Here is a 25,519-nt window from a genome sequence, read left to right on the forward strand (position 1 = left end):
GTCGTGCGGTGCGGGCCGGGCCGCGCCCGTTCTCTGTTCCTAGATGCCGGCAAGGACGGTGGGGTCGCCTTCGGTCCAGGCGTTGTCGACGGTGAGGTGCTGGATGACCCAGGCCTCGCCGCGCCGGACCAGGTCGACGTCGTACCGGTTGGTCATGAGGACGTGGCGGGAGTGGTCCTCTCGGGGCAGGTGCTGGCACGCCATGATCCCTTCCAGGTGTGCTTTGTCGCCGTCGAGGGCCACTCGCGGGTTGCTCAGGGAGTGTGTGGTGTCCAGGTGGCTGAGTGAGCTCAGCAGAGCCGGTGCGATGGTCTCTCGGCCGTTGATCGGCGGGTACTCCTGGCCGGCCTTCTTCGTGGCCGGTCCGAAGTCGGCTACGGCGTCGTCCGCGAACGCGGAGGCGAGCAGGTCCTTGTCCCGCAGGTCGAGGCCTGCGGCGTAGCGGTAGAGGGTCTCCACCACGGCGAGCTTGTCTGCGGTGGCTGTGAGGGAAGTACTGCTGTCGGTGTCCGACATGGTGCGTCCTTAGGTGGCGGGGTGCTTCGTCCATCACCGTAGACCACTATTCGACAGGTGTCGAATAGTGTTAACGTCGAGAACGAAGTCAGAGAAGGAGCGCCATGTATTACGTGAATCTCAGCGTCCGAAGGGCGACCGACACCGCCGTCGGCAGACGGCGGCAGCGCACTCATGCCAGGCAGTCGACCGCGCCCGCGGCAGCAGCGCTGTGCGGCGTTTCCAGCGTCGGGCGGATTTCGGCGCCGTCCCGGGCGGTGGCCGGGCCGCGCAGGCGGTGGCCGAAACCCGAGCCGCCGGAGCCAGATGATCGGCCTCGAAGTAGGGTGCGGCCATGGTGAGTGAGCAGTCTTCGGCAGTCGAAGCGGACCCGCGCTTCACCCGCTCGCGGCGGGCGATCGCGGACACGTTGGCCGATCTCGTGGAGCGGACGCAGTCGTGTCCTTCGGTCTCCGCACTGGCCCAGGCCGCCGGCATCCACCGAGCCACGTTCTACAACCACTTCGACTCGGTCGAAGAGGCCGCGGTATACGTGATCGCAGACGATTTCCGTGCCCTTCACGACCTGAACATCCGCGATCGGCAGATGGGCGCGGATCCGACCGCTGTCGCAGTGGCCACGCTCAATGCCATGCTCGCCTCTCTTCGGCAGCGCAAGAGCCTCTTCCTTCTGGCTTCGACCTGGCGATCGTCGAGCGGGCTGATGGGCATCGGCGACCTTCTTCTGGAGCAACTGCACGCTCTTCGGCGCGACCTCGGTGTGGACGAGCAGGAGTCCGAGGCACACAACTCCGTCGAGGACGTCTACACGGCTTCCGGCGTGCACGGAGTCTTCTCAGCCGCGATCGGAGGCAACACGGACTGCGATCCAGACGAGATCGCGGCCCGACTGTACGACCTCCTGCCCCAGTGGATCCGCCAGCCACCAGAGTCGTCGACGCACTGACGCAACACCGCAGCCGGTCGCAACAACCGACAGCTTCGACAACACCAACGGCCCTGTCCGCCGGCGCGCCTTCTACTGGCAGGGCGCACAGACCGTTCCGGCGCCCGGGTCCTGTCGCGCCGCCCCTGCGGCAACAGCGGAAAACAGCGCACCCGGCAGCGCTTGACAGCCGCCTTCTGCCGGCATCAGCCCCCCGTTACCTTTTTCGTGGTTCCGCAACGGGGCCTCCGGCCTTCGGGTCCGGCATGACTTCCCCCTCCTGTTGTTGATGATCCGGGGGGTGGTGTCACCGGGCCCGGAGGCATCGACGGACCGCTGATGAGGGGCTTGAGCACCGGCTTCACCCAAGGCCGGAAGAGCTCTCCGTAACGTGGATGTGGCAGCTCGGTGCCGTGGCAAGGCCGGACGAAAGCGTGATGGAGGGGCCTGCACGTGCTCGACACCGGCGACATCGACGTCTTCCTCGGCCTGGACGTCGGCAAGGGCGAACACCACGCCACCGCCGTCGCCCCGGTCGGGAAGAAGGCGTTCGACAAGCGCCTGCCCAACACCGAGCCCAAGCTCCGCGAACTGTTCGCGAAACTCCAGGCCAAGCATGGAACGGTGCTGGTCGTGGTCGACCAGCCGGCCTCGATCGGCGCCCTGCCGCTGGCGGTCGCGCGGGACATGGGCTGCCCGGTCGCCTACTTGCCGGGGCTGACGATGCGGCGGATCGCCGACCTCTACCCGGGCGAGGCCAAGACCGATGCGAGAGACGCGTTCATCATCGCGGACGCGGCCCGCGCGATGCCGCACACGCTGCGGGCGATTGACGGCGAGGACGAGACGATCGCCGAGCTGGAGATGATCGTCGGGTTCGACGACGACCTGGCCGGCGAGGCCACCCGCGTCGCGAACCGGCTGCACGGCCTGCTGACCCAGATCCATCCGTCGCTGGAACGGGTCCTGGGACCGCGGTTGCAGCACCCGGCCGTCCTGGCCTTGCTGGAGCGGTTCGGCTCACCGGCACAGATACGCAAGGCGGGCCGTCGGCGGCTGGTCACGCTGCTGCGGCCGAAGGCGCCGAGGATGGCCGAGCGGCTGGTCGAGGAGATCTTCGCCGCGCTGGACGAGCAGACCGTCATCGTTCCGGGGACCGAAGCGGCCACGTTGATCGTTCCGAGTCTGGCCGGATCGCTCGCCGCCGTGCTCGATCAGCGCAAGCTGCTGGCCGGGCGGATCGAAGAACTGCTGGAGGACCACCCTCTTTCGAAGGTCCTGACGTCCATGCCGGGCATCGGCGTCAGGACCGGAGCCCGCATCCTGATCGAGGTCGGCGACGGCAGCACCTTCCCGACCGCCGGCCACCTCGCCGCCTACGCAGGACTCGCACCCGCGACCCGCAGTTCCGGGTCGTCGATCCGCGGTGAACAGCCCTCCAGGAGAGGAAACAAGCAGCTCAAACGGGCCTTCTTCCTCTCCGCGTTCGCCGCTCTGGGCGACCCCGCGTCCCGGGCCTACTACGACAAGAAGATCGACCAGGGCAAGCACCACACCCAGGCCCTGCTCTGCCTCGCCCGCCGCAGGGCCGACGTCCTGTTCGCGATGCTCCGCGACGGAACCTTCTATGAACCGCAGCCGTCGGCCGCAGTCACCTGACCTGCGGGTCTGCGAGGAGGACAACTCGATCGGCCTCGACGTCGAAGCCGATCACCGGATGGCCATCGTCGCCCTCCGGGTCCATCAGCACGGGCTTGCCCAGCCGTCGGCCGATCTCCCGGAGGAAGTCGCAGAACACATCCAGTCGCTCCTGGCCCTGCAACTCCCGCAGGTCGACGTCGAAGTCGACTTCATCGGCAGCATGGAAGCGGAAGATCGCCAATACATCTGCAGCCGGCCAGACCCGCAGGTCCGGGCACTCGGCATCCCCCGGGCGGGACAGCACGGCCTCCGCCCGGGGCACTGGAAGCACCGTCTCTCCCTCGGAGTACTGGCACTTCCAGCCCTTCTCCGCAACAAGATCAAGGACCGTCTGCCAGTCCTCCACCGAGGCATCCGGGACACGCACGTCCGGCAGCGACCCCACCAAGTCAGGGTCGAAGAAGCACTTCACGTCATCCCACAGCAGATCAGCCACCCCGCCATGCTGCCCCGGCTCACGGACTCGACGCACCCCGTTTCCCTTGACCAAAGACATAGGGGCACCCCCCCATCCGCGGCCTGGGCGCGCTCGTCATCACCGCACCAGGTCCACAGATGACGCCTGCCCGCAGTCGGGCCGCCGCCCTTCCGCCCAGGAAGGACTCGTTGGCCATCACCGATCGGCGCGGCAAGACCTCGTCACCAGGAGTTTCTGATGTCTTCTCACCTCCCGCCCGACCCCGCGATCCGCTATCTGGGCGTCACCCTCGACTGCCCCGATCCCGACGAGCTCGCGCACTTCTACAGCGAGGCCCTCGGCCTGCCCATCACCATCTCCACGGACGGCTTCGTGTTCCTGAGCCGCGAGGGCTCCCCCGGGCTGGGCTTCTACCGACTGGATGACTACCAGCCCCCCACCTGGCCGGACTCTTCAGTACAGAAGCAGGCCCATCTCGAGTTGGGCGTGGACGACCTGGACGCGGCCCAGGCCCGGCTCACCGCTCTGGGAGCTGTCGTCGCCGACCCGCAACCACTGCCCGAACGACGGCGCATCCTGCTGGACCCGGCCGGACACCCGTTCTGCATCACCCTCTGACCCTGGTGGCACGACGGACAGCTCCCCGGCACAAGCGTCCCTTTCGTGCACGGGCCGCACCGGGGATCCGCCGGCGCGGGTCACGCGGGCACCGCGGTGCCACGGCGCCCACCGCACAGGACAACCCCCAGGATCATCGCCGCGTCCCTGACCGCATCACCCACCACATCGACTTCGACGAGCCGGCCACCCCTGTGAGGACCACATCGTGAGGAGACACAGACATGAGCATCGCTCTCGTACGAAATCCAGGCGACGGCCAGAACTTCCGTTACTACAACAACGTCATCGAGCAGGTGGCGACCAACGGTGAGACGAGTGGAGCAGTCAGCGTCGTGCGTCTGACCGTGGGCCGCGAGGATACACCCCCGCTGCACGCCCACAGCCGGGAGGACGAGAGCTGGGTGGTCCTCTCCGGCCGCGTCCGGTTCTGGGTCGGATCGACCTCACTCACCGCGTGCGAGGTGCACGATGCCGAACCGGGCGCCTATGTCTACGTGTCGCGTCTGATCCCCCACACCTTCCAGACCATCACACCGACCGCGGAAGTCCTCGTCATCAACAACCCAGGGGCCGTCGAGGGCCTCTTCCACTCGGTCGGGCCCGCCGACGCCCGCGCCGACTCCGAGCACACGGATCTCGCATCGGCCTACGGGATCGTCAACCACGACAACCCACCCCCGCCTAAAACCCAGACCGCACCCGAAAAGAGCGCCCCATGAGCCAGGACCTCAAGAACAAGGTCATCGACTACCTTCGAACACTGGAGGGGACCGACTGGGCCGCCGCGCGCGCCTTGTGCGCCGACACCGCCACCGTCTGGCACAACGACGGCAAGGGCGACGAAACGCTGGAGCAGCACTTCGAAGGGTTGAAGACGCAGATCGGCGTCTATGAATCGATCCGCTACGACATCATTCGTCAGCTCTCCCAGCCGGGCGGAGTTCTGCAGCAGCACGTGGTCCGCGTGACTGCGAAGACGGGTGAGCGCGGTGGGGTGCACGCCGCGGTGTACTTCGGCTTCGACGATGCCGGCCTGATCACCCGCATCGAGGCGTACGCCAACTACATCCCCGAGGGCCAGGCCGGCTGAGCCGAGGCCGTGCCCGCCCGTCATCATTCCTGCAGCCCTGGGGGGGGGTGAGGCACGGCAGGGTCCCGGCTCGGCCCGCAACGACCGCGAAGTCCCCGCCGACCATTCCTTGCCGCCTCTCTGTCGAGCGGCAACTGCGGGTCGCGGGCTCGTCCTGCCCGTCCTGTGGCGCAGGTTGAAGGGCTCCGAGCGGCAGCCGGCCGGAAGGTCAGGGCCACACGCGACGGCTTTCAGTCGCTCATGCCGCGCAGGGTCTGCTGAAGACCGGAGCCGATCTTGTCCATGGTGGCCGCGTAGGCCTCCGGCATGTCGACGTCCAGCCGGTCGGCCAGGACAAAGACCCACCAGAGGCATTCGGCGAGCTTGTGCCGCAGTTCGGCGTCCACGTCCCCGTCGATGCCCCAGGTGTGTTCGGCGGCGAGCACCAGACGGCCGACGTAGGCGGCGTCGTTGGTGAATCCGACCGCGAGTTCGGGCAGTGTCCAGGTCCGGCCGAGCACGTGCTGTTCGATCTGCTCGTACTGTGCTCGGACCTTGAGGGCCGTGTCGTCGGCCTCGGCGAGTCCGGTTTGGGGGCCGTCAGCAGGTGTGTGGTTCATCGTGGTTCCTTTTCGGGATGGTTGTCTGCGTCTGCTACGACGCTAGAGGCAGATGTGGACGTTTTCGGTCCTGGTTTGTCGTCGCCGCGGCCGAGTGTGTCGGCAGACGGGTGGCGTTCGTCGTGGGCAGGCCAGCGGGCTGGATTGTCATCGGGCGGGTCGCTGCGAGCGGGCTTTCGCAGTCGCGCAGGACGGCGGAGCTACACGGGGCGGGGCGCCCGCGCTTTTGGTTCGTCGCGTCAGCGGGTGGGCGCGGGGGCCAGTTCGAATACGGCGCGGTCGGACTCGGCTCCGTTGATCTGCAGGGAGATCGCGTGCTGTCCGGGGTAGTAGCGGCGTGTCGTGACCGGCCGGAACGAGTACTCCCGCGTGACCCGGATCTGTTCGCCCGGTGCGAGGGTTCGGGTGGTGAGTTTGAAGGTCTTGCCGCTCTGTGTTCCGTTGGCCTTGCGGTGGTGCACGACGTAGTCGATCGCGAGCCGCGCCTGGGCCTCGCCGATGTTGCGGATCGACGCGGTGAAGCGGATCGCTCCGCCGAACGGGACGGTGTCCCGGTCCAGATGAGGACCCTCCACCTCCAGGGCCGCGGGGGCGAAGCCGAGCAGTTCGAGCGCACCCGGGTGGCCGCGCTTGACGAGCGTGCGCAGTGCGTGGCGCACCAGGCGTTCGGTGGTGGCCTCGGGGTGGTCCAGCCAGCGGCGAGCCGCCCCGAGGACGACCTCGGGGTGGTCGCGGCTGATGTCGTTGAGATGGTTGGCGACCGAGCGGCGGACGTACTCGCTTTCGTCGCGGTAGAGGGCGTCGAGGATGGGGACGGTCGCTCCGGGGCGGGCCAGGATGTCCGGCACCCGTACCGACCAGGGAAGGTAGGGACGGGTGCCTTCGGAGGCGAGCCGGCGCACGTCGGCGTCGGGCGAGCCGGTCCAGCCTGCGGTGATGATGCCGAGGGCCCGGTCGAGATCGTGCCGGAGAAGGGTCCGGATGGCGAACTCCGAGGACAGTCGTCCGGTGAGGCTCGCGAGCAGTTCCATCGCGTCGTCGAAGGCCGCCGGTTCGCCCTCCTGGACGGCACGGGTGGCAACGGCACTGGTGACCGGCCAGATCAGCCAGCCGGTGAACTGGGCGTCCTTGCGGGCGATGCGGACGGTGCGTGCCAGTGCGGCGTAGTCGCCCGGAAGGTCCGCGAGGAGTGCGTCGCGCAGCAGGTCGGCGCGCTCGCGCAGGGACAGTGTGTCGATCTGTCGGGGCGCCGCGCGCAGTGCCGTCAGCTCGGCGTCCGGGGCGGCGGCACGGATCGCGCGGGTGAGGTTTCGGGCGGTCTCGCGGCCGATGAGTTCGTCGGCGAAGGGCATGGATGTGTCCTCACATGAGGTACTGCAGCGCGGTGGTGATCTGCCAGTCGACGCTGTCGTGGTCGATCGTGGCGTGTACGGGAGAGTCCGCCATTTCGCCGGTAATGCCGGCCGCGCCGGCGCGTGCGTGCGGCAGGCTGTCGTAGGCGACGATGTCGATGATGCGTCCGTCGTTGGTGCCGACGATACGTCGCCACAGGAATCCGGGCTGGCGTTGGAGGTAGGCGTTGATGTCGGCGTTCGCCTCGACGAAGTCCTTGGCGGTGTGGCCCTCGGCGGGGCGCAGGGTGGTGATTTCGAGTGTCTCGGCCATGATGTGTTCCGTTCTCCTAGGGCGATGTCGTTCGGCAGTGACGGCGTCGGCTTGCCAGGCGTTCGGGCGCCTGAAGGCGATGACTCGCTCCCGGGGCAGGGATACGGGCTCGTTCCCGGCGGCCGTGCCGGTCAGCGGACGAAGGCCTGGGCGGCGAGGCCGTTGATCGTGGTGTCGCCCTGCTGGAATCCGACCATGGACTCGATCATGTTGTGCGGGTAGTCGAGGCTGGGTGCGGTGAGGCTGTCGAGTGCGGTGATCTGCTGGTCGGAGAGCGTGACGTCCGCCGAGGCGAGGTTCGCGGCCAGTTGCTCCCGCGTGCGGGCGCCGATGAGCGTGGACGTCACCTCGGAACGCTGGCGCACCCAGGCGAGCGCCACGGCGGCCACGGTGGTGTCCAGGGTTTCGGCGATCTCCTCCAGGGCGTCGAGGAGGGTGAAGGTGGACTCGCTCAGGTAGGCGGCGGCGTAGGCGGTGCGCCCGGAGCCGGCGACCTCGGTGGCGGTGCGCGAGTACTTACCCGACAGGGTGCCGCTGGCAAGGGGGCTCCACGGTGTGATGCCGAGGCCGAAGCGGCGGGCGGCGCCGAAGGTTTCCCCTTCCACGCTGCGGGCCAGCAGGGAGTACTCCACCTGGAGGGCGGCGATGGCCTCCCCGTCGCGCAGCCGGGCGGTGGTGGCGGCCTCCGCGACCCACCAGGCCGGCACGTTGGACAGGCCGATGGCGTGGATCTTCCCGGCGCGCACCAGGTCGGTGAGGGTGGACAGGGTCTCCTCCATCGGGGTGTGCCGGTCCCACTGGTGCATCCAGTACAGGTCGATGTAGTCGGTGTTCAACCGGCGCAGGGATGCGTCGAGTTGGGCACGGATCGCCTTGCGGCCGGCTCCGCCGGAGTTCGGGTCGTCGGCGGCCATGTTGCCGCCGAACTTCGTCGCCAGGACGACGCGGTCGCGGACCCCGGGGCGCTGGTCGAAGTAGCGGCCCAGGGTCTCCTCGGAGGCACCCTTGTTGTACATGTTGGCGGTGTCGACGAAGTTGCCGCCGGCGTCGAGGTAGTGGTCGAGGAGCCCGAAGGAGGTTTCGGGGGCGGAGCCCCAGCTGCCGTCGTCGAAGTTCATCGCGCCGAAGGCCAGGGGGCTGACGCGCAGGCCGGAGCGGCCGAGGGTGCGGTACGAGGTGAGAGACATGGTGTTCCTTCTTGGATTCGTGGAGAGCGGTGGGGTGTGGACACCACACTCGCTGACCGGGCGGGGAAGAGGGAGGCTGTGTGAGGGTGGGTGTCCCGCACCCAGGCAGGGCCCCGGACCTGCGTGAAGACCACTCCCCCGACGTTGCTGGGATGTTCGGGGTCGGGCACTGTGCGGCGTCGAGCCCGGCCTGGGGCGGGTCGGCCAGGCTGGTCGGTGCCGGCCAGAGCCTGGCGCTCAGACGGCCGTTTCGGGGCGGTCGGGTCGCGCCCAGTGGGTGTGGAAGGTGCCTTCCTTGTCGGTGCGCTGGTAGGTGTGGGCACCGAAGTAGTCGCGCTGCCCCTGGATGAGGGCGGCGGGCAGCCGTTCGGCGCGCAGCGTGTCGTAGTAGGACAGGGCCGCGGTGATTGCAGGGGTGGGCACGCCGCGTCGGGCGGTGGTGGCGACCACCTCGCGCCAGGGGACCTGGGCCTTGCTGATCTCGTGTGCGAAGGCCGGCTCGGCGAGCAGGCTGACGAGGTGGGGGTCGGCGGCGTGGGCGGTGCGGATGCGGTCGAGGAAGGCGGCGCGGATGATGCAGCCGCCGCGCCAGATGCCGGCCACGGCGCCGAAGTCGATGTCCCAGCCGTAGGCGAGGGCGGCGTCCTGGATCATCGTGAAACCTTGGTCGTAGGCGATGACCTTGGAGGCGTACAGAGCCTGTTCCACCTGGGCCGTGAACCGCTCGGCCTCGGACCGTGTCAGCGGGATCGGTGTGCCACCGGGCAGCGGACGGTAGGCGGCCCGCAGGGTGGGCTGGCTGGACGCGGCGCGGGCGAAGGTCGCCTGCGCGATGGCCGTGACGGGGGATCCGAGGTCCAGTGCGGTCTGCACGGTCCAGCGGCCGGTGCCCTTCTGTCCGGCCGCGTCGGCGATCACGTCGACGATGGGGCGCCCGGTGGCTGGGTCCGTGTGGGCGAGGACCTCGGCGGTGATCTCGATCAGGTAGGAGTCCAGGCGCCCCTTGCTCCAGGTGCGGAAGATCTCAGCGATCTTCGCGGGGCTGTGTCCGGCGACCTGGCGCAGCAGGTCGTAGGCCTCCGCGATGAGCTGCATGTCGGCGTACTCGATGCCGTTGTGGACCATCTTCACGAAGTGGCCCGCCCCGTCGGAGCCGATGTGGGTGGCGCAGGGCTCCCCGTCGACCTGGGCGCTGATCGTCTCGAACATGGGGCCCAGGACGGCGTAGGACTCCTTGGATCCGCCGGGCATGATGGACGGCCCGTTGAGTGCGCCCTCCTCACCTCCGGAGATGCCCGCTCCGACGAAATGGATTCCGCGCTCGCGCAGGGCCGTCTCACGGCGGCGGCTGTCGGCGAAGTGCGCGTTCCCGCCATCGATCATCATGTCGCCGGGCTCCAGCAGCGCGGCGAACTCGTCGATGACCGCGTCTGTGGCGGCCCCCGCCTGCACCATGATCATGAGCCGACGTGGACGCTGCAGCGCGTCCACGAACTCCCGCGCCGTCTCGGCCGGTACGAAGGCGCCCTCATGGCCGAACTCGTCGACGAGGGACCGAGTCCGGGCCGCGGTCCGATTGTGGACGGCGACCGTGTAGCCGTGGCGGGCGAAGTTACGGGCCAGGTTGCGGCCCATCACCGCAAGGCCGGTGACGCCGATGTGCGCGCTTGCGTTCATGGTGGTGTCTTTCTGTGGTGCCTGTACGGCGTGGAACGAACGGGATGTGCACGGCGGTCAGAGGTGCTGTGGGCCCATGGCCGTGAGGTAGGAGAGGGCCTGCGCGCTGCGGCCGCCCGGAGCGGGGGATCCGATCAGCAACTGCTGTCCTGGGGCGGCCGGCACGCTGAGGACGCGATAGCTGAGTTCGATGCGTGCGGCAGCGGGGTGGTCGACGCTCCCGTACGCGCGGTCCAGTCCGGCTGTCGCATCACCCGGCCAGATGTCGGTGAAGCCGGGAGCCTGCGCGAACAGGTCGGCGACAAGGTCCTCGATCTCGGTGTCGCCCGGCAGCCGGAAGGCGTTGCGGCGCAGGGCGTGCAGGGAAGCGGTCGCGGCCAGGGGCCATTCGGTGAAGAAGGTCTTCGCCTGCGGGTGGGTGAACAGGATCCGGATCAGGTTCAGTTCGCCGCCGGTGTCCTCGGCGCCGTCGGCGAAGGGTGACAGCAGAGCCTGTGCCGGGGCGTTGGCCGCCAGGATGTCGAAGCAGGGGCTCAGCACGTAGGCAGCTGCCTGGTGGGAGGTCTCCAGCAGTTGCAGGAGTGGTGACGGCACACGCGCGCGTGTGTTGTCGGGGCGCAGATTCGGGTTCAGTCCGGCGAGATGGAACAGGTGGGCTCGCGCGCCCGGTGCCAGCTTCAGTGTCCGGCTGAGGGCTTCGACCGTCCGGGCCGATGGGTATCGCTCCCGGCCCTGCTCCAGCCGGCTGTAATGGTCGGCGCTGACGCCCGACAGGACGGATACCTCCTGTCGGCGCAGTCCCTTGACCCGGCGGGTACGGCAGCCGGTGCTCAGGCCGACGTCCGCAGGCATCAGCCGCGTGCGTGAGGTACGTAGGAACTCACCGAGGGGGTTGTCCGGTGACCGCGCACCGTCGCCGCCGGTGTGCGCGGAGCTTGTGGGCGGCGCGGCCGGCACCTGCATGCGCATCTGCGTTCCTTCCCGGCGCGGCGCACCCCGGCAGGGCGTGCCCGCGGACGAACTTCAGGCAGCGGGCTGTTCCTGGAGGTGGTAGCGGGCGTCGCCGGTGAAGTCGATGGTGACCTCGCGCCTGGCGAAGGACCACGTGCCGTCGCGCCGCTCGAAGCGGTCGCGGTACCGGCCGCCTGCCACCATCTGCAGCGGCAGGAGACCAGGCACCGACTGGAGGATGCTGTAGTAGGAGCGTGCGACGGCACTGTCGTCGGCCTCGTCCACCTCGATGCGGATGTTCGTCGTGATGTGCCGGGTACGCAGCGTCCCGTCGTCGTGGACGACCAGCATCGAGCCGATCAGGTCCTCGATGGCCTTGGCACCGCGCAGGCTCACCTCACCGGACACGAAATCGGCCTCATCGAAGAGAGCGCCGAATCCCGCGAAGTCGCCCTCGTCCACAAGGTGCGAGTACCGGGCGATGAGGTTCTCGATCTGCCGGGCGCTCGAGAGGGAAGCAGAAGACATGGCGTGGTGGCCTTTCAGCAGAGACGGTGCCTGCCCTGTCCGGGCGGGCACCCTGAGTCTTTCTCCGCTGAGCCGGGCCAGGAAGGACGTGTGAACCTGGGTGTGCCACACCCAGGTTCAGCGGCCGGTCCGGCACCGCGAGCCCTGGCTAGAACGGTCGTTCCAGTACAGTGGGGGCTGTGAAGGCGCTCCACTCCTGTCCTGGTGCTGCTGCGGGACGGGGTGATCTGGACCCTCCCGCCTCGGTGCGCGATCACCTGATGCGGAAGGCGCGTACCGTCCTGGCAGAGGGACGCAGAGCCCGGTAGCACCGGCCGCACTCCTTTCCGCCATCCCCCCACCAGGCAGTAGGTCGGAAAATGCAGCAAGCGCAGAACGAACTCGGCGCCTTCCTGCGGGCGAACCGCGCCCGCACCGAGCCCACCGATGTGGGCCTGCCTCCCGGCGGCGGCAGCCGCAGAGTGAAGGGGCTGCGCCGCGAGGAAGTAGCCGTCCTCGCCGGAGTGAGCTCCGACTACTACGCGCGCCTGGAGCAGGGGCGTGAGCGCAACCCCTCACCGCAGGTCATCGATGCCATCGGGCGGGCCATGCGGCTGACGCCGGATGCACGCACCCACCTCTTCCGGCTGGCGGGCCTGCACCCGGCTCTCACCTCCGCCGCGGACCGCGACCTGGTCCACCCCTCCCTGCTGCACCTGCTGGACGCCTTCCCCGCGGCCGCCGCCTACGTGCTGAGCCCCGCCTTCGACATCCTGGCGAAGAACGCCGTCGCCGCCGTGCTCCTCGCCCCCTTCGACGGCACCTCGAACATGGTCCGTGTCCTGTTCCACCACCCGCGAGCACGCGAGGTCTTCGTCGAGTGGCCGACGGTGGCGCGTGCCACCGTGCAGGCCTTGCGCCTGCATGCGGGCCGTTTCCCGGCCGATGCGGGCATCACCGACCTTGTGTCCGAACTGTCCCGGACATCCGCGGAGTTCCGGGAACTGTGGCAGGACAACGAGGTGGAGAACATGGCCCGCGCGTTCAAGGTGTTCGTGCTCCCCGAGACCGGCCGCATCGAACTGACCTACCAGACCTTCGACGTCCATGACGCCCCCGGACAGCAGCTCCTGGTCGGCGTTCCCGAGCCCGGCAGCGCCAGCGCCGCCGCGATCGAATCCCTCAGAACACCGGCCGAACACGGCGCGGCCACCGTATGAGGCCACGGCGACGCGGCTTCGCCAAGACGGCGCCCTCCTGCTCCGAGCGCGAGGCACACGCCGCCGCGCCGGCCACGGCCTGCGAATAGGTTCAATCCGTGATCACTACGTCTGCCCGGCTGCTGCGCCTGGTCTCCCTGCTCTCGTCCCGGCCCACCTGGTCGAACGCGGAGCTGGCCCGGCACCTGGACGTCACCGAACGCACGGTGCGCCGGGACATCGACCGGCTGCGTGAACTCGGCTACGGCGTGGAGTCGATCCCCGGCCCGGGCGGCGGCTACCGCTTCGGCGCCGGCAACCGCATGCCGCCGCTGAACCTGGACGACGACGAGGTGTTCGCCGTGGCCATGGCGCTGCGGGAGGCAGCACAGGGCGCGGCGCTCGGTGCCGACCCGGCAGCCCTGTCGGCCTTGCTGAAGCTGCGTCAGATCCTGCCCGCCCGCGTGGCAAAGCGCCTGGAGAGCCTCGACGCCACCGTCGAGCACACCCCGCGCTGCGAGTCCCCCCGGGCCTCCGCGGATGTGCTCTTTCTGCTGGCCTCCGTGTGCCGGGCATCCGAACGCGCCACTCTCACCTACCGCGACGCGCGCGGCACCACCACGATCCGGTGCGTCGACCCGTACCGCCTGGTCCACACCGGCGTCCACTGGTACTTCGTGGCCCGCGACATCGAACATGCCACCTGGCGCACCTTCCGTGCCGACCGGGTGATCGACGTCGAGTCAACCGGCGACGTGGTCGACCTGAGCGATGCCCCGGACGCAGCGCAGCTGGTCGCCGACACCATCACCCGCACCGGCTACCCCCTCTTCGCCCGCGTGCGGCTTCCCCTGTCCTTCGACGACTCCAGACGGCTTGTGGCCCCCATCGTCGCCACCCACGAACCCGACGGGCCGGACGCGACGATCATCACCATCGGCGGAGCCGACCCGGACCAGCTCGCCGGCTACCTGCTCAGCCTGCGCACACCGCTGGAAGTCATCTCCCCCGACTCCGTCCGCGACGCGCTGCTCGCCCGCCTCGACGCCCTCTACCGCGCCAACGCAGCCGCCCGACCGGCTCCGCCCGGCCCCGGTGGCGACCACGCGGACCCCCGCATCAACCGGTGAAAGACCAGGACCGAAGCTGTCCGGATCTGCTCCTAGCCTGAAGACGAGGCACACACCGCCGGGCATCGAACCGCTCGGCCGGACCTTCCCCTCAGCCCTTCTTCCCACAGGAGCTCACCATGGCAGCCATGCCCCGCCTGCTCGTCTACGGAGCCACCGGCTACACCGGACGACTCGTCGCGGAACACGCCAAACAGTCGGGCCTCAATATCGTCGTGGCCGGACGAAACCCGGAGCGCGTCACCGCGCTCGGCGAAGAACTCGGCGTCGAGAGCCGCGCGTTCTCGCTCGACGACCCGGAGATCCTTCGCGCCGCGCTCGACGACATCACCGTGGTTCTGAACGTCGCCGGCCCCTTCCGCCACACAGCACGCCCGCTCATGGACGCCAGCATCGAAGCCGGCGCCCACTACCTCGACACCACCGCCGAATACGACATCTTCGCCACCGCGCGCTCCCGACACACCGAGGCCCAGGCCGCCGGCATCATGCTCATGCCCGGTGTCGGATGGGACGTCGTTCCCAGCGACAGCATCGCCACCCACACCGCAGCTCGCGTCGCCGAACCCGTCAGTCTCCGGCTCGCCCTCAAACTCCTCAGCGCCACACCCGAGGAAGCCCAGGGCCTGAACCTCTTCTCCCGCGGATCCATCGTCAGCGCGACCGAAGGAATCGGCGACCTGGGAGTACTCGTCCGCACCGACGGAGCCATCGTCGCCCTACAGGAACCGAAGACCGCCTCCTTCGACTTCGGCGACAACGGCCCCGAAGAAGCCGTGTCCGCATCCATGGGCGACCTGATCACCAGCCACTTCGCCACCGGCATCCCCTCGATCGAGGTCTACGTGCAAGCCGGGCAGCCACTGCCCATCGACCTCGACCTCTCCGCGCTGCCCGACGGCCCCACCGCCCAGGAACGGGAAGTAGGCCGCAGCAAGGTAATCGCCGAAGTGACGGGCCGGGACGGCAGCGTGGCCCGCTCCCTCATCGACACACCCACCGGCTACCGGTTCACCCAGCTCTCCTCCGTGGAGATCGCCCGCCGCGTACTCGCCGGATCCTTCACACCGGGATTCCAGTCACCTTCGTCCGCCTACGGCCCCGAAATCGCCCTCGCCATCGCCGATACGCAGATCAAGGACCTCTAGAGAGCTCTCCCGCCGGGCCGAACCGGGTCTCCAAGTCCGAACACCGGCGGCGAGCGCGGTGCCGCTGTCACCAGCGCACTCGACATCAAGGCGTCACAGCCCCAGCAGCCCTGCCACGAACACGCCGCCCCGGCCTCAGGCAAGACCTCAAGCTGCAGCGGAATTGTGAGACAATAATCGGGGCCTCAGGTGGAGTAAGGCAGGCCCACGCCAGGAAACTCGGGGGATCCTTCAGGCAACGCTCTTGCGCAAGGTTCGACCGAACCGGGAATGCTGTTGTACAACTTCAGCGAGGACAGGACGGCGTACGCCTCCGCCCCTGCACGGTCAGCCCAATACGCTGGAGGACAACACCATGGCACGAGCCGCGGGCACGGACCCGAACGCCGAAAGCGTTTCGGACTCGGGTGCCAGCCGGACGCTACAGGCGTACAACGAGCTGCGTGCGCTGCTCACCTCCGGTCACTACGAGCCGGACTCGCGGCTGACAGAGTCGGACCTCACCGCGCGTCTCGGAGTCTCCCGCGGCACGCTGCGTTCGGTGCTCGCGCGGCTCGCGCAGGAGGGGTACGTCACCGCCGAGGCGCACCGCAGCGCGCGCACCCGCTCGTTCTCCGTGGAGGAGGCGCTCGAGATCCTGGAGACCCGCGAGGTGCTGGAGTCCGCGCTCGCGGCGAGCGCCGCCGAGCGGGCCACCGACGCCGACATCGCCGCGATGACCGAGACCTGCAAGCAGATGTGGGAGCACCAGGTGCCGGGCGGGCGCGAGGAGTACTGGAAGCTCAACCGGAAGTTCCACGAACAGATCCGGCAGGCGGCGCGGCAGGCCACGCTCGCCCGGTTCGTCGACAGCCTGCTCTACCCGCTCGTCATGCAGCAGTACCGCGACGCGGACCGCCAGCACCCACGCACCGGCTCGGTGCGGGAGCACGAGGCCATCCTCGCCACGATCGTCACCCGCAACCCGGAGGCCGCGTCGGCGGCGATGCGACACCACCTGTCGGCGGCCAGGCACGCGCTGCAGCTGCACATCGGGACGTCGAACGAGCCGACGGCGTCGGCCGACCGCTGACCTCCCGCCCCCGACGGGCACCAAGCGGCGACACGGTGCCCGTCGACAGAACGTCGTCTCAACTAGCCAGGTAACTGGTCGTGTTGGCGTCGAACCGCAGCACGACGTCATCTCCGGGACGGCAGCCGAGCCCGGCCCGGGCGTACGCGGTCATCGACACATCGGCCGCGCGTACGACGAGTTCGAGCCGGTCCCCGAGGAACTCCGAGGACTCCACGGTGGCGAGAAACTCGTCGTCCCCGAGCGCCGGCGCCGCTCCCACGCCGATGGTGCGCACCTCGATGTTCTCCGGGCGTACGCACACGAACCCGCCGCTGCCCGACCGGCATCCGCCCTCGGCGGACGAGCGCAGGCACAGCACCGAACCCAACTCGGTCTTGGCGATCACTCCTCCCTCGGAGCGCGGGGAGACGTCCTGCACGGGAAGCAGATTGGCGCTGCCGATGAAGTCGGCGACGAAGGACGAGCTCGGGTGGTCGTAGAGCCGTTCCGGCCGGTCGATCTGCTCGACGTGCCCCTGGTTCATCACGACCACCGTGTCCGAGAGCGCCAATGCCTCCCCCTGGTCATGGGTCACGTACAGGGCGGTGACTCCGAACTGCTCCTGGAACGAGCGGAGTTCCTGACGGAGCTTGGAGCGCAGCTTGGCGTCGAGGTTCGACAGCGGCTCGTCGAGAAGGAGTACCTCAGGGTCGCCGAGCAGGGCGCGCGCGAAGGCGAGACGCTGCTGCTGGCCGCCGCTCAGCTGGGTGGCCCACCGGTCGGCCATGGGGGCGAGCCCCACCTGCTCGAGCATGTCCATGGCCCGCTTGCGGATGTCCTGGCCGCGGCGGCGGTTACGGCCGTGCCGCATCGGAAAGGCCGCGTTGTCGAGGACGGTCATGTGCGGCCAGATGCCGTAGGACTGGGGCACCATCGCGATCGGCCGGTCCTCAGGGCGTACGTAGCGCTTCTGCGGCACGTCGAACACGACCTGCCCGCCCATCTCGATCCGGCCGCCTGTGGCCCGTTCGAGTCCCGCCACACAGCGCAGCGTCGTGGTCTTCCCGCAGCCACTGGGGCCGAGCAGGGTGACGAACTGCCCCTTCGGTACGTCGAAGGAGACACCGTCGACCGCATAAGTGGTCTCGCTGCCCGCGGGCTTTCCGTATGCCTTGCGCAGTTCCGTGATGACGATCGAGTTCACGGGATTCTTGCTCATGGTCTCCACCATCTCTCTCATGCCTCCTGCACGGTGCTGCGCCTGTTGACCAGCCACACCGCGGCGGTCGAGATCACCACGAGCACCACAGCGAGGGCGCTCGCCGTCGGGTTGTCGACGCTGGAGGTGAAGGTGTCCCAGAGGACCACCACCAGCGTGCGGTTGTCGGATCCGGTCAGCAGCAGTGCGATCGGCAACTCGCCCAGGGCGTGCGCGAAGACCCACAGCCAGCTCTTCCACAGAGTCGGCCGCAGGAGCGGCAGCAGCACGGTCCGCGTCACGGTGAACGGGCTCGCGCCGGTGACGCGGGCGGACTCGATGAGACCGTCGTCCAGTTGCACCAGTGCCGTCTGCACCATGCGCGATCCACGAGGCAGGAACCTGGTCACCAGAGCCACGACGATGATCCATACGGTGCCGTAGATCGGAACGGGCACGAACAGATAAAGGAACAGGACGGCGGCGCCCAGCACGACGCTCGGAATGCCGAAGACGGCGAACTGCGTCTCGAACAGCAGGGTGCTGCCGGGGAATTGGCGTCGTGCGGCCGCCACTGCGATCCACACCGACATGGCCGTGGTCACTGTCGCGGTGACGAGGACGACCTCCGCCGTGTTCAGCAGAATCTGTCCGATATCGGGGATGTCGAGCAGATGGGTGTAGTTGGCGAACGTCATCGACTCGAATCCGGACCAGGTGATCGGCCGGGTGTACGGCGAGAAACTCGTCCACAGCAGCGCCAGAATGGGCAGCACGATTCCGATGAACATGTACACGCAGACCATGACGAATACCGGGATACGCCAGCGGCCGAGGCTGACACGCGTCTGCCTGTACCCCTTTCCGACCACGACCCGGAATCGGTTGGTGTCACGCACACGCCGCCGGTACACGAACAGCAGCACCAGTGATACGAGGAGGATCAGAACCCCGTACGTACAGGCCTGCCCGTAGTTGGGAATGCCGCCCGGCGGCTGCAGGGAATACTGGATGAGGCTGCTGAAGACGAAGATCTTGTCCGGAAGGCCGAGGATCGCGGGGATCGCGAAGCCCTCGAGGGCCACCACGATCAGCAGAATCGCGGAGGCCGACACGGCGGGGGCCACGAGCGGCAGCACGATGAGGCGCAGCCGGCGCCACAGCGGGGCGCCCACCGTCGCCGCGGCCTCCTCCAGCTCAGGGTTGAGACGGGCGAAGGCCGGCGCGATCATCAAGTACATGCTGGGCACGCCGAAGATGCCCATCACGAGAACCATTCCCGGTATGGAATAGATGTCGATGTGCACGCCGATGAGCTTGCGGACGATGATGGCCAGCGGTCCGTTCGCCGGATTGGCGACCAGCGCCCACGCGATCGCCATGACCGTGACGGGAACCGCCATCGGCGCCAGCGCCAGCGGGCTCAGGAACCGACGCCCTGGAATGTCGGTCCGCTCGAAGAGATAGGCGAGCGAAAGGCTGAGCACAAGGGCGACGACGAGCGAACCGACCACGTAGAGAACGGTGTTGAGGGTCACCGAGCCGAGTCGGCTGGACTCGAAGACGTTCTGGAAGTTCTCGAACGAGAAGCCCGGCACCTCGAAGGGGAGGTCGACGGTGGAGGGCTTCAGACTGCTGTAGATAAGGATCGCCAGCGGGAACAGGACCAGATATCCCACCAGGACGACCATGGCCAGGTTCAGCAGCACGCCCGCGGCCGACGAGATCTTCGAAGCTCGCGCGCCGGAACGGATCTGCGGTTCCTTCGGAGGTTCCGCAATCGGCGTATCTGGTATTTCTTCCGCATTCAGGGCCATCGCGGACCTCCGATTCTAGACGTGATCATGCACCTAGCCCACATCTGTTCCGAATTCGCGCTCCACCTTCGGATAGAACCCGGAGAGCTTTTGGTACTTCTGCAGGGTCGCGGTGCCGTACCACTTCAAATCCACGTCGCACATGGCTCGAAGGACGGCAGTGTTCCCTGGGTCCGAGCAGTCGGTGTTCACCGGGATCCGCGAGTTGTAGCTCTTGGCGAGCAGTTTCTGGGCGGCGTCCGACGACAGGAACGACGTGAGGAGCGCCGCGGCCGCCGGGTGCGGGGCGCCCTTCGGAACATAGAGGTACGACTCGCTGGCGCTGGTCGGCGAGACCGGCGCGATGGCGACGGGCGCGCCCTTGTCCTTCGCCGCGAGCACCAGACTGGCGAGACTGGTACCGATGCTCACCTCGCCCGTCTCGATGGGCGCCTCGGCCTGGGTGACATTCGGGGAGTAGTGCGGTTTCAGCGCGGCGAGCTTCTTGGCCCAGGCCAGCGCCTTCGTCTCTCCCATCGACGGGTCGAGGTCCCAGACGGACATGAACGACGCGCGCGACTCGGCCGAGATCCGGCCGCCGGACCACTTGGAGTCGAGCAGGTCGTCCCAACTCCTGGGCACGTCAGCGGGTTTTACCTTGTCGGTGTTGTACGCCCACACCTTGGGCGTGGCCCATACGTAGACGAAGTTCTTGGCGAAGATGTCCTTCTGGGCGATGCCGTACTTCGCCCAGTCGACGTCACCGGCCAGCTTGACCGCGGGAGTCATGGTGAGCCCTCCGGAGTTCGCCACGTCGAGCGAGACCTTCTTCGCCGCCTGCTCCACCTTTAGCTGACTGACCTGGTCCGGCGCCTTGATATTGGTGTACTTGACCTTGATGCCGGGGTACTTCTTCTCGAACAGCTCGATGGCCGGCTGCATCTGCGCTTCCGGGTTCCACGAGGCCCAGGTGACCTCGCCCTCCTTCTTGGCCTGCTTCACCAAGGCGGTCTTCGACGAAGGGAGCTCGGCGCTCTCGGCCGTCGTCCCACAGCCCGTCGCGGCGGCCGTCACCAGCAGCGCGAGCGCCATCGCCGCCACCCGGCCCTTCCCGTCGTGCCTCATGGTCATCCCCTCCTCAGGGGTGGGCGCCCAACGTCCCGTTGGTCACCTGATCGTCGCGCGCACTGAGCAGCGCGTCTGAACAGCACGTCCGAGCAACACGCCTGAGCAGCACGTCGCTTTCCCGCACCCCACGGCAGACCTCTCGGGAGGCTCGGGTTCGTTGCGGACCGGATGCGCCGACGCCGGGATCACCTGTCGGCGGCTCGATGTGCGCCAACGCCACCTCGATTGGCCACTGGGGCGGCGCGGCAGACGGCGCTGGGGAGACTGGCCGGGACAGCCACACGCGGCTCAAGCACTTTGTTCAACAAAATGGACCGTAGCACCGGCCCCGCTCGCCGTGAACCCCGTCACAGCAAATTCCCTCATGCATGGAGTTTGCGCTCTTCCACGCACCGACCCCACACCCGTCGACCTCGACCGAGCGCCATCCATTGTTCGACAATAGACGGGGACCACGGCGCGCGCTTCCTCCTGTGACGCCCATCCGGGGCCACTCGACGAACGACAGGGCCCGGCAGTCCGGGCACCACCGCCAAAGCTCCAGATTGTTTGACGATTTGTGCTCGAAACCTTGCACGAGGGGCGACATCGAGGTTAGCTGCCCCAGGATTGTGCAACAACCGAGTGCTTTGAAAGGAACCGACATGAGAAGCCAACTCCGCTGTAGCGCAGGTGACTTCGAGCCTCGGCACGAGTGCGGCCGGAGCGCCCGATGACCCGGCTCACCGTGGCACTGCGCCGCTACCCGCACACCGAGCCCCTCCTGGACGGCACCGTGAAGGTGCCCGGCTGCGAACTCGACCTGCCCGAGGTCGAGCCGATCCACCGGGCCTTCGCGCCGATGGTCCGCGAGCAGCGGTACGACGTCTCCGAACTGGCCGTCGCCACCCTGCTGCAGGCCGTCGAGGCCGATGTGCCGATCGCCGCGCTCCCCGTGGTCCTGCACGGCAACTTCCACCACCGCTCGATCTCCGTATGGGGCGGCGACGGGCAGCTGCGTCCGCAGGACCTCCGCGGACGACGCGTCGGTGTGCGCGCCTACAGCCAGACGACCGGGCTGTGGGTACGAGGTGTGCTCAGTGACACCTACGGCGTGCGGGCCCAGGACGTGACATGGGTGACCACGGAGGGCGCGCACGTCGACGGCGCACCCGAGCCGCCCAACGTGGAGCACACCTCGGCGAAACTGGTGGACGCGCTGCGCGAGGGCGATGTCTCCGCCGTGGTCATGGGGGCACGCTCCGCCGACCACGTCGACGGTCTCGTGCCGCTCATCGGCGACTGGAAGGACCAGCAGGAGCGCTTCCTCGACCACCACGGCTGGGTGCCGATCAACCACCTCGCCGTCGTTCGCAAGGACCTCCTCCGGTCCGAACCCGGCCTTGTCCGCGCGCTCTACCAGGGGCTCTGCGCCGGCATCGACGCCGCGCGCCCTGTCGAACCCAGCGGGTCCACCCGCGAACTCGTGGTGCGGCACGGGATGAGCGACACGCTCCTGGCCACGCTCCAGACCGCCATCCGCTACGCCCGCGAGCAGGAACTCATCGCGTCCGACCTGGACGCCGCGGACCTCTTCGCCGACTTCAACCGGTACGTGGGCCGGATCTGACACTCCCGCGACACACATCGGCGCACCCGCACCACCCCGAGGAGCATTGATGCAGTATTTCGACACCCACACACACGCCATGTCGGACGACACCGACACGTACCCGGTGCGACCGCTGGGTGGTACGCGCTCGCAGTGGTCACAGACCCGTCCCGTCGACGTCTCCGGCCTGATCCGGCACCTCGACGAGGCAGGTGTCGAACGGGCGGCGCTTGTCCACGCGTCGACGGTCTACGGCTTCGACAACCGGTACGCGGCGGACGCCCTGTCCAAGCATCCCGACCGCTTGGTGGGCGTCTGCGCGGTCGACTTCCTCTCCGATTCGGCGGTCCCCGACCTCCGACACTGGATCGAGGAGCGCGGATTCAGCGGCGTACGCATCCGCGTGTCGGACGGCACCACGAAGGTCCCCACGCCCGGCTCCGGAATCTCGGACGCGCGCATGGGCGCGGTGTGGGACTACGTGGAGAGCCGCGGCGTGCCGGTGTGCATCCAGATGCACTCCAAGGACGCGGGCAGGCTCGCGCAGGTCCTCGACGCGCATCCGACGCTCACCGTGCTGCTCGACCACGCCGGCCGCCCCGACGCGAGCGGCGGTCCCGCCTACCCGATGCTCGACGAGCTCGGGCAACTGGCGCGGTTCCCCGGAGTCCACCTGAAGATCACGCCTCCGGCGCTGCGCCGCCTCGGTGCCGAGCCGGACGTCGACGTGCCCGAGGTCCTGCGCCGGCTCGCCGGCGCCTTCGGCACCGAACGCCTGATGTGGGGCTCGAACTTCCCGGCGTCGGAGGGGACCCTGAGCGAACTGCGCGACTGGATCGAGGGCCACCTGTCCTGGCTGGCTCCTGACGAACTCGCGAAGGTCCTCGGAGGCAACGCCGTCCGCGTCTACAACGCGTCCGCGGCCACACGATGAACCCGCCGACGAAGCGTGGAAACCCGCGGCGCCGCGCCCTCGCCGTGGGCACCGTACTGGTCACGGCGGCCTGCATGACCGGCTGCGGGGCCAAGGCGGAGAGCGCCGACCTGCCGAAGTCGATGAGCGCACTGGTGAAGCAGGCCGTGAAGGAGGGCGTGGTCGACTGGTCTGCCCCCAAGCCGCAGTCACAGATGCAGCCCGCGATCGACCTGTTCGAGAAGAAGTATCCCGGCATCGAGGTCAAATACACCAACACCAAGGCCCCCGACCAGGTCAGCCAGCTCAGGATGGAGCAGGCCGCGGGGAAGGTGTCGGTCGACGTGGCCAATGCCGGCGGGCTCACCGTCGGCCCGTCCGCGGACATGGCCGACGACATCGACTGGTCGCGGTACGGCGTCGCCAAGGAGAACGTCCTCGACAAGGGGCTCGTCTACATCTGGGCGGTCCCGAAGGTCTGGGCCTACAACACCGAGAAGGTCGCGCCGGCCGATGTGCCGAAGACCTGGAACGACCTCCTGGACCCCCGCTGGTCCGGCGGCAAGGTCGCCGCGGAGTCGCGCGCGTCGTTCCTGACCGCCTGGGACCTGGACCCGTCGCTGGGGCAGACGAAGGCCCTGGCGTGGGCGAAGAAGTTCGCCGCGCGGAAGCCGCACTACGCGTCGAACACCACGCAGACCGAGGCATCGGTCGAATCCGGTGAGGTGAGCATCGGCACCAGCCTCATCAACCTCGTGCTGGAGGCCAAGAAGAAGGGCGTACCAGTCGAGGTGGCCCCGCTCTCCCCCACCAACGCCAACGAGTCCTACCTCTATGTCCCCAGAGGCGCCCGACACCCCGCCGCGGCGGCCCTGTTGACGTCGTTCCTGTCCTCCGACCCGGCGCAACAGGCCCTCGCGAGGACGTACAACTCCCGGATCCCGGCGCGGACCGACTGCTCGCACCCGGACGACACCCCGGTCCTCGCCGCGATCTGCAAGGCGAACCTGAAGTGGTACCCCACCTCGACCCTCGCCGACTACAACCGCCTCACGAACTTCTTCCCCAAGGGAGAAGAGGCGCTGGGGACGGACATCGGTTGACCGACGTGACACCGGCCGCCGGGAGCCGTCCGGGCACTTTCGCCTCGCTCGGGATCAGGAACTACCGCCTGTTCTCGATCGGACAGTTCACGTCCGTGGTCGGCAACTGGATGCAGAACATCGCCATCGGCTGGCTGACCCTCGAACTCACCCACAGCGGGACGGTGCTCGGCATCGTGACCGGGGCCCGGTATCTGCCCGTTCTGCTGCTCGGTGTCTGGGGCGGTCTGGTGGTCGACCGGCACGACACCCGCCGGCTGCTCTTGCTGACCCAGGTCTCCTTCGCCGTCCTGGCCGCACTGCTGACCGTGCTGGTGTGGGCCGGCATGGTCACGCTGCCCCTGCTCATCGTCATCATGCTCGCACTCGGGCTGACGAACGTCTTCGACAATCCGGCGCGCCAGAAGCTGATCGGTGAGCTCGTCGACGCCGAGCACCTGGCCAACGCCATCGCGATCAATTCCACGTTCATCAACACGGCCAAGCTCGCCGGGCCCGGCATCGCCGGATCCGTGCTCGCGACGCTGGGCGCGGCGCCGTGTTTCGCCCTGGACACCCTCTCCTACCTGGCCGTCATCCTGAGCCTGCTCAGACTGCGGACAGGAGAGATGTATCCGGCCGAACCGGAGGACCGGGGGCGGGGCCAGATCCGGGCGGGCCTCGCCCACATCCGGCACACCCCTGAACTGCTCTACCCGATGATCATGGTGTATGTGACCGGCATCCTGACCTGGGAGTTCCCGGTGAGCCTGCCGCTGCTGACCACATCGGTGTTCCGGGCCGGGCCGGTCGGCTACGGCGTCGCGATGGCCGTGATGAGTCTCGGCGGGGTGGCGGGCGGGCTTCTGGCGATGCGCCGGCGCCGTCTCAGCACTCGGTCCCTCGCGGTGTCGGCGGTGCTCTGGGGAGCCGTGATCTGCGCGGCAGCGCTCGCCCCGACCCTGCCGGCGGCGCTGGTGCTGCTGGTGTTCGTCGGTTCGGCCTCGATCACCTTCAACTCCTCCGCCAAAACCTTGATGCAGGTGTCGGCCGCTCCGCAGATGCGCGGCCGTGTCCTGTCGGTGTGGTCCATCGGCTGGCTGGGCGGTTCGGTCATCGGCGCGCCTGCCGTCGGCGCCATCGGGGCCTCGTGGGGTGCCCGTGGCGGCCTGCTCGTGGGCGGGCTGGCGGCGGCGGGAGTCGGCCTGGCCGTGCTGCCGCATGCGCTGAGCGGCCGAGCGGGCCCACACCCCTGACCCACCCCGGGAACCTCATCTTGTCCAACAGTTTTTCCGGGGAACCGACTCGGAATCCTATGAATGCACTGCTCTTCACGCCAGGTTATTGTGCCTCCGCTACGGCAGTGTTACGTTCCTGATGAAAGTTGTTGGACAATCTGAGTGACGCGGAGCGCCACCATCGA

The 25,519-nt window shown here is 68.4% G+C and carries 25 protein-coding genes; 13 read left to right on the forward strand and 12 right to left on the reverse strand.

Features of this window, described 5'->3' with window-relative positions; genetic code table 11:
• Positions 1 to 39 precede the first annotated feature (39 nt).
• Positions 40 to 516, reverse strand: coding sequence for a nuclear transport factor 2 family protein (locus ACFVDP_RS07230; RefSeq protein ID WP_383484719.1), 477 nt, complete (start codon positions 514 to 516; stop codon positions 40 to 42).
• A 334-nt stretch (positions 517 to 850) separates the two neighbouring features.
• Between ACFVDP_RS07230 and ACFVDP_RS07235 the strand changes: the two genes are divergently transcribed.
• Positions 851 to 1,462, forward strand: a complete 612-nt coding sequence (locus tag ACFVDP_RS07235) for a TetR/AcrR family transcriptional regulator (protein WP_383484722.1) — start codon at positions 851 to 853, stop codon at positions 1,460 to 1,462.
• Positions 1,463 to 1,894: 432 nt separating this feature from the next.
• Positions 1,895 to 3,100, forward strand: coding sequence for an IS110 family transposase (locus ACFVDP_RS07240; RefSeq protein ID WP_383484724.1), 1,206 nt, complete (start codon positions 1,895 to 1,897; stop codon positions 3,098 to 3,100).
• On the opposite strand, the gene ACFVDP_RS07245 is transcribed toward ACFVDP_RS07240, so the two are convergent.
• A complete protein-coding gene (locus ACFVDP_RS07245) occupies positions 3,093 to 3,578 on the reverse strand; it encodes a hypothetical protein (protein ID WP_383484727.1) in 486 nt (161 codons plus the stop codon). The two genes, ACFVDP_RS07240 and ACFVDP_RS07245, sit on opposite strands and share 8 nt — an antisense overlap.
• A gap of 219 nt (positions 3,579 to 3,797) precedes the next feature.
• On the opposite strand from ACFVDP_RS07245, the gene ACFVDP_RS07250 reads away from it, so the two are divergent.
• The 3 genes from ACFVDP_RS07250 to ACFVDP_RS07260 all read left to right on the forward strand — a co-directional run bounded on the left by ACFVDP_RS07250 (position 3,798) and on the right by ACFVDP_RS07260 (position 5,271).
• A complete protein-coding gene (locus tag ACFVDP_RS07250; protein ID WP_383484729.1) occupies positions 3,798 to 4,178 on the forward strand; it encodes a VOC family protein in 381 nt (126 codons plus the stop codon).
• Between the two features lie 224 nt (positions 4,179 to 4,402).
• The gene (locus tag ACFVDP_RS07255) at positions 4,403 to 4,900 is read left to right on the forward strand and encodes a cupin domain-containing protein (RefSeq protein ID WP_383484731.1); all 498 of its coding nucleotides are present in this window, start codon (positions 4,403 to 4,405) and stop codon (positions 4,898 to 4,900) included.
• Entirely contained in the window at positions 4,897 to 5,271 is a 375-nt protein-coding gene (locus ACFVDP_RS07260; protein ID WP_383484734.1) for a nuclear transport factor 2 family protein, read from the forward strand. The genes ACFVDP_RS07255 and ACFVDP_RS07260 overlap by 4 nt, the downstream gene beginning before the upstream one ends.
• Positions 5,272 to 5,501: 230 nt before the next feature.
• Here the strand turns inward: ACFVDP_RS07260 and ACFVDP_RS07265 are convergent, their stop codons facing one another.
• The 7 genes from ACFVDP_RS07265 to ACFVDP_RS07295 all read right to left on the reverse strand — a co-directional run bounded on the left by ACFVDP_RS07265 (position 5,502) and on the right by ACFVDP_RS07295 (position 11,878).
• Positions 5,502 to 5,870 carry a hypothetical protein gene (locus ACFVDP_RS07265; RefSeq protein ID WP_383484737.1) on the reverse strand — a complete coding sequence of 123 codons (369 nt, stop codon included), beginning with the start codon at positions 5,868 to 5,870 and terminating at the stop codon, positions 5,502 to 5,504.
• Positions 5,871 to 6,109: 239 nt separating this feature from the next.
• Positions 6,110 to 7,222 (reverse strand): DNA alkylation repair protein, encoded by a 1,113-nt coding sequence (locus tag ACFVDP_RS07270; protein WP_383484739.1) that lies wholly within the window; start codon positions 7,220 to 7,222, stop codon positions 6,110 to 6,112.
• Between the two features lie 10 nt (positions 7,223 to 7,232).
• Positions 7,233 to 7,535, reverse strand: a complete 303-nt coding sequence (locus ACFVDP_RS07275) for a hypothetical protein (RefSeq protein ID WP_383484741.1) — start codon at positions 7,533 to 7,535, stop codon at positions 7,233 to 7,235.
• A gap of 131 nt (positions 7,536 to 7,666) precedes the next feature.
• A complete protein-coding gene (locus ACFVDP_RS07280) occupies positions 7,667 to 8,722 on the reverse strand; it encodes an aldo/keto reductase (protein ID WP_383484743.1) in 1,056 nt (351 codons plus the stop codon).
• A 237-nt stretch (positions 8,723 to 8,959) separates the two neighbouring features.
• Entirely contained in the window at positions 8,960 to 10,399 is a 1,440-nt protein-coding gene (gene gndA / locus ACFVDP_RS07285; RefSeq protein ID WP_383484747.1) for an NADP-dependent phosphogluconate dehydrogenase, read from the reverse strand.
• A gap of 57 nt (positions 10,400 to 10,456) precedes the next feature.
• On the reverse strand, positions 10,457 to 11,368 hold the full coding sequence (locus tag ACFVDP_RS07290) for a helix-turn-helix transcriptional regulator (protein ID WP_383484749.1): 912 nt from the start codon (positions 11,366 to 11,368) through the stop codon (positions 10,457 to 10,459).
• A gap of 54 nt (positions 11,369 to 11,422) precedes the next feature.
• Entirely contained in the window at positions 11,423 to 11,878 is a 456-nt protein-coding gene (locus ACFVDP_RS07295; RefSeq protein ID WP_383484752.1) for a nuclear transport factor 2 family protein, read from the reverse strand.
• Between the two features lie 359 nt (positions 11,879 to 12,237).
• On the opposite strand from ACFVDP_RS07295, the gene ACFVDP_RS07300 reads away from it, so the two are divergent.
• From ACFVDP_RS07300 to ACFVDP_RS07315, 4 genes are all read left to right on the forward strand, one after another.
• Positions 12,238 to 13,077 carry a helix-turn-helix transcriptional regulator gene (locus ACFVDP_RS07300; RefSeq protein ID WP_383484755.1) on the forward strand — a complete coding sequence of 280 codons (840 nt, stop codon included), beginning with the start codon at positions 12,238 to 12,240 and terminating at the stop codon, positions 13,075 to 13,077.
• Positions 13,078 to 13,175: 98 nt separating this feature from the next.
• On the forward strand, positions 13,176 to 14,186 hold the full coding sequence (locus tag ACFVDP_RS07305; RefSeq protein ID WP_383484758.1) for a helix-turn-helix transcriptional regulator: 1,011 nt from the start codon (positions 13,176 to 13,178) through the stop codon (positions 14,184 to 14,186).
• A 119-nt stretch (positions 14,187 to 14,305) separates the two neighbouring features.
• Positions 14,306 to 15,334 carry a saccharopine dehydrogenase family protein gene (locus ACFVDP_RS07310; protein ID WP_383484760.1) on the forward strand — a complete coding sequence of 343 codons (1,029 nt, stop codon included), beginning with the start codon at positions 14,306 to 14,308 and terminating at the stop codon, positions 15,332 to 15,334.
• Positions 15,335 to 15,689: 355 nt separating this feature from the next.
• Positions 15,690 to 16,406, forward strand: a complete 717-nt coding sequence (locus ACFVDP_RS07315; RefSeq protein WP_383484762.1) for a GntR family transcriptional regulator — start codon at positions 15,690 to 15,692, stop codon at positions 16,404 to 16,406.
• A 58-nt stretch (positions 16,407 to 16,464) separates the two neighbouring features.
• Here the strand turns inward: ACFVDP_RS07315 and ACFVDP_RS07320 are convergent, their stop codons facing one another.
• From ACFVDP_RS07320 to ACFVDP_RS07330, 3 genes are all read right to left on the reverse strand, one after another.
• On the reverse strand, positions 16,465 to 17,607 hold the full coding sequence (locus ACFVDP_RS07320) for an ABC transporter ATP-binding protein (protein WP_383484765.1): 1,143 nt from the start codon (positions 17,605 to 17,607) through the stop codon (positions 16,465 to 16,467).
• Between the two features lie 17 nt (positions 17,608 to 17,624).
• Entirely contained in the window at positions 17,625 to 19,295 is a 1,671-nt protein-coding gene (locus ACFVDP_RS07325; RefSeq protein WP_383484768.1) for an ABC transporter permease, read from the reverse strand.
• Between the two features lie 141 nt (positions 19,296 to 19,436).
• Entirely contained in the window at positions 19,437 to 20,507 is a 1,071-nt protein-coding gene (locus ACFVDP_RS07330; protein ID WP_383484770.1) for an ABC transporter substrate-binding protein, read from the reverse strand.
• 715 nt (positions 20,508 to 21,222) lie between these two features.
• Here ACFVDP_RS07330 and ACFVDP_RS07335 point away from each other — a divergent pair.
• Genes ACFVDP_RS07335 through ACFVDP_RS07350 form a run of 4 tightly spaced genes read left to right on the forward strand, consistent with a single transcriptional unit; the run spans position 21,223 to position 25,352 of the window.
• Positions 21,223 to 22,119 (forward strand): hypothetical protein, encoded by an 897-nt coding sequence (locus tag ACFVDP_RS07335; protein ID WP_383484772.1) that lies wholly within the window; start codon positions 21,223 to 21,225, stop codon positions 22,117 to 22,119.
• A 49-nt stretch (positions 22,120 to 22,168) separates the two neighbouring features.
• Complete coding sequence (locus tag ACFVDP_RS07340; RefSeq protein ID WP_383484775.1) at positions 22,169 to 23,035, forward strand: amidohydrolase family protein; 867 nt, start codon at positions 22,169 to 22,171, stop codon at positions 23,033 to 23,035.
• Entirely contained in the window at positions 23,032 to 24,117 is a 1,086-nt protein-coding gene (locus tag ACFVDP_RS07345) for an ABC transporter substrate-binding protein (protein WP_383484778.1), read from the forward strand. Before ACFVDP_RS07340 ends, ACFVDP_RS07345 begins: the two co-directional genes overlap by 4 nt.
• Positions 24,118 to 24,122: 5 nt before the next feature.
• Positions 24,123 to 25,352 carry an MFS transporter gene (locus tag ACFVDP_RS07350; RefSeq protein WP_383486022.1) on the forward strand — a complete coding sequence of 410 codons (1,230 nt, stop codon included), beginning with the start codon at positions 24,123 to 24,125 and terminating at the stop codon, positions 25,350 to 25,352.
• Positions 25,353 to 25,519: the final 167 nt, after the last annotated feature.

Source organism: Streptomyces sp. NPDC057694 (assembly GCF_042799415.1).
GTDB lineage: Bacteria > Actinomycetota > Actinomycetes > Streptomycetales > Streptomycetaceae > Streptomyces.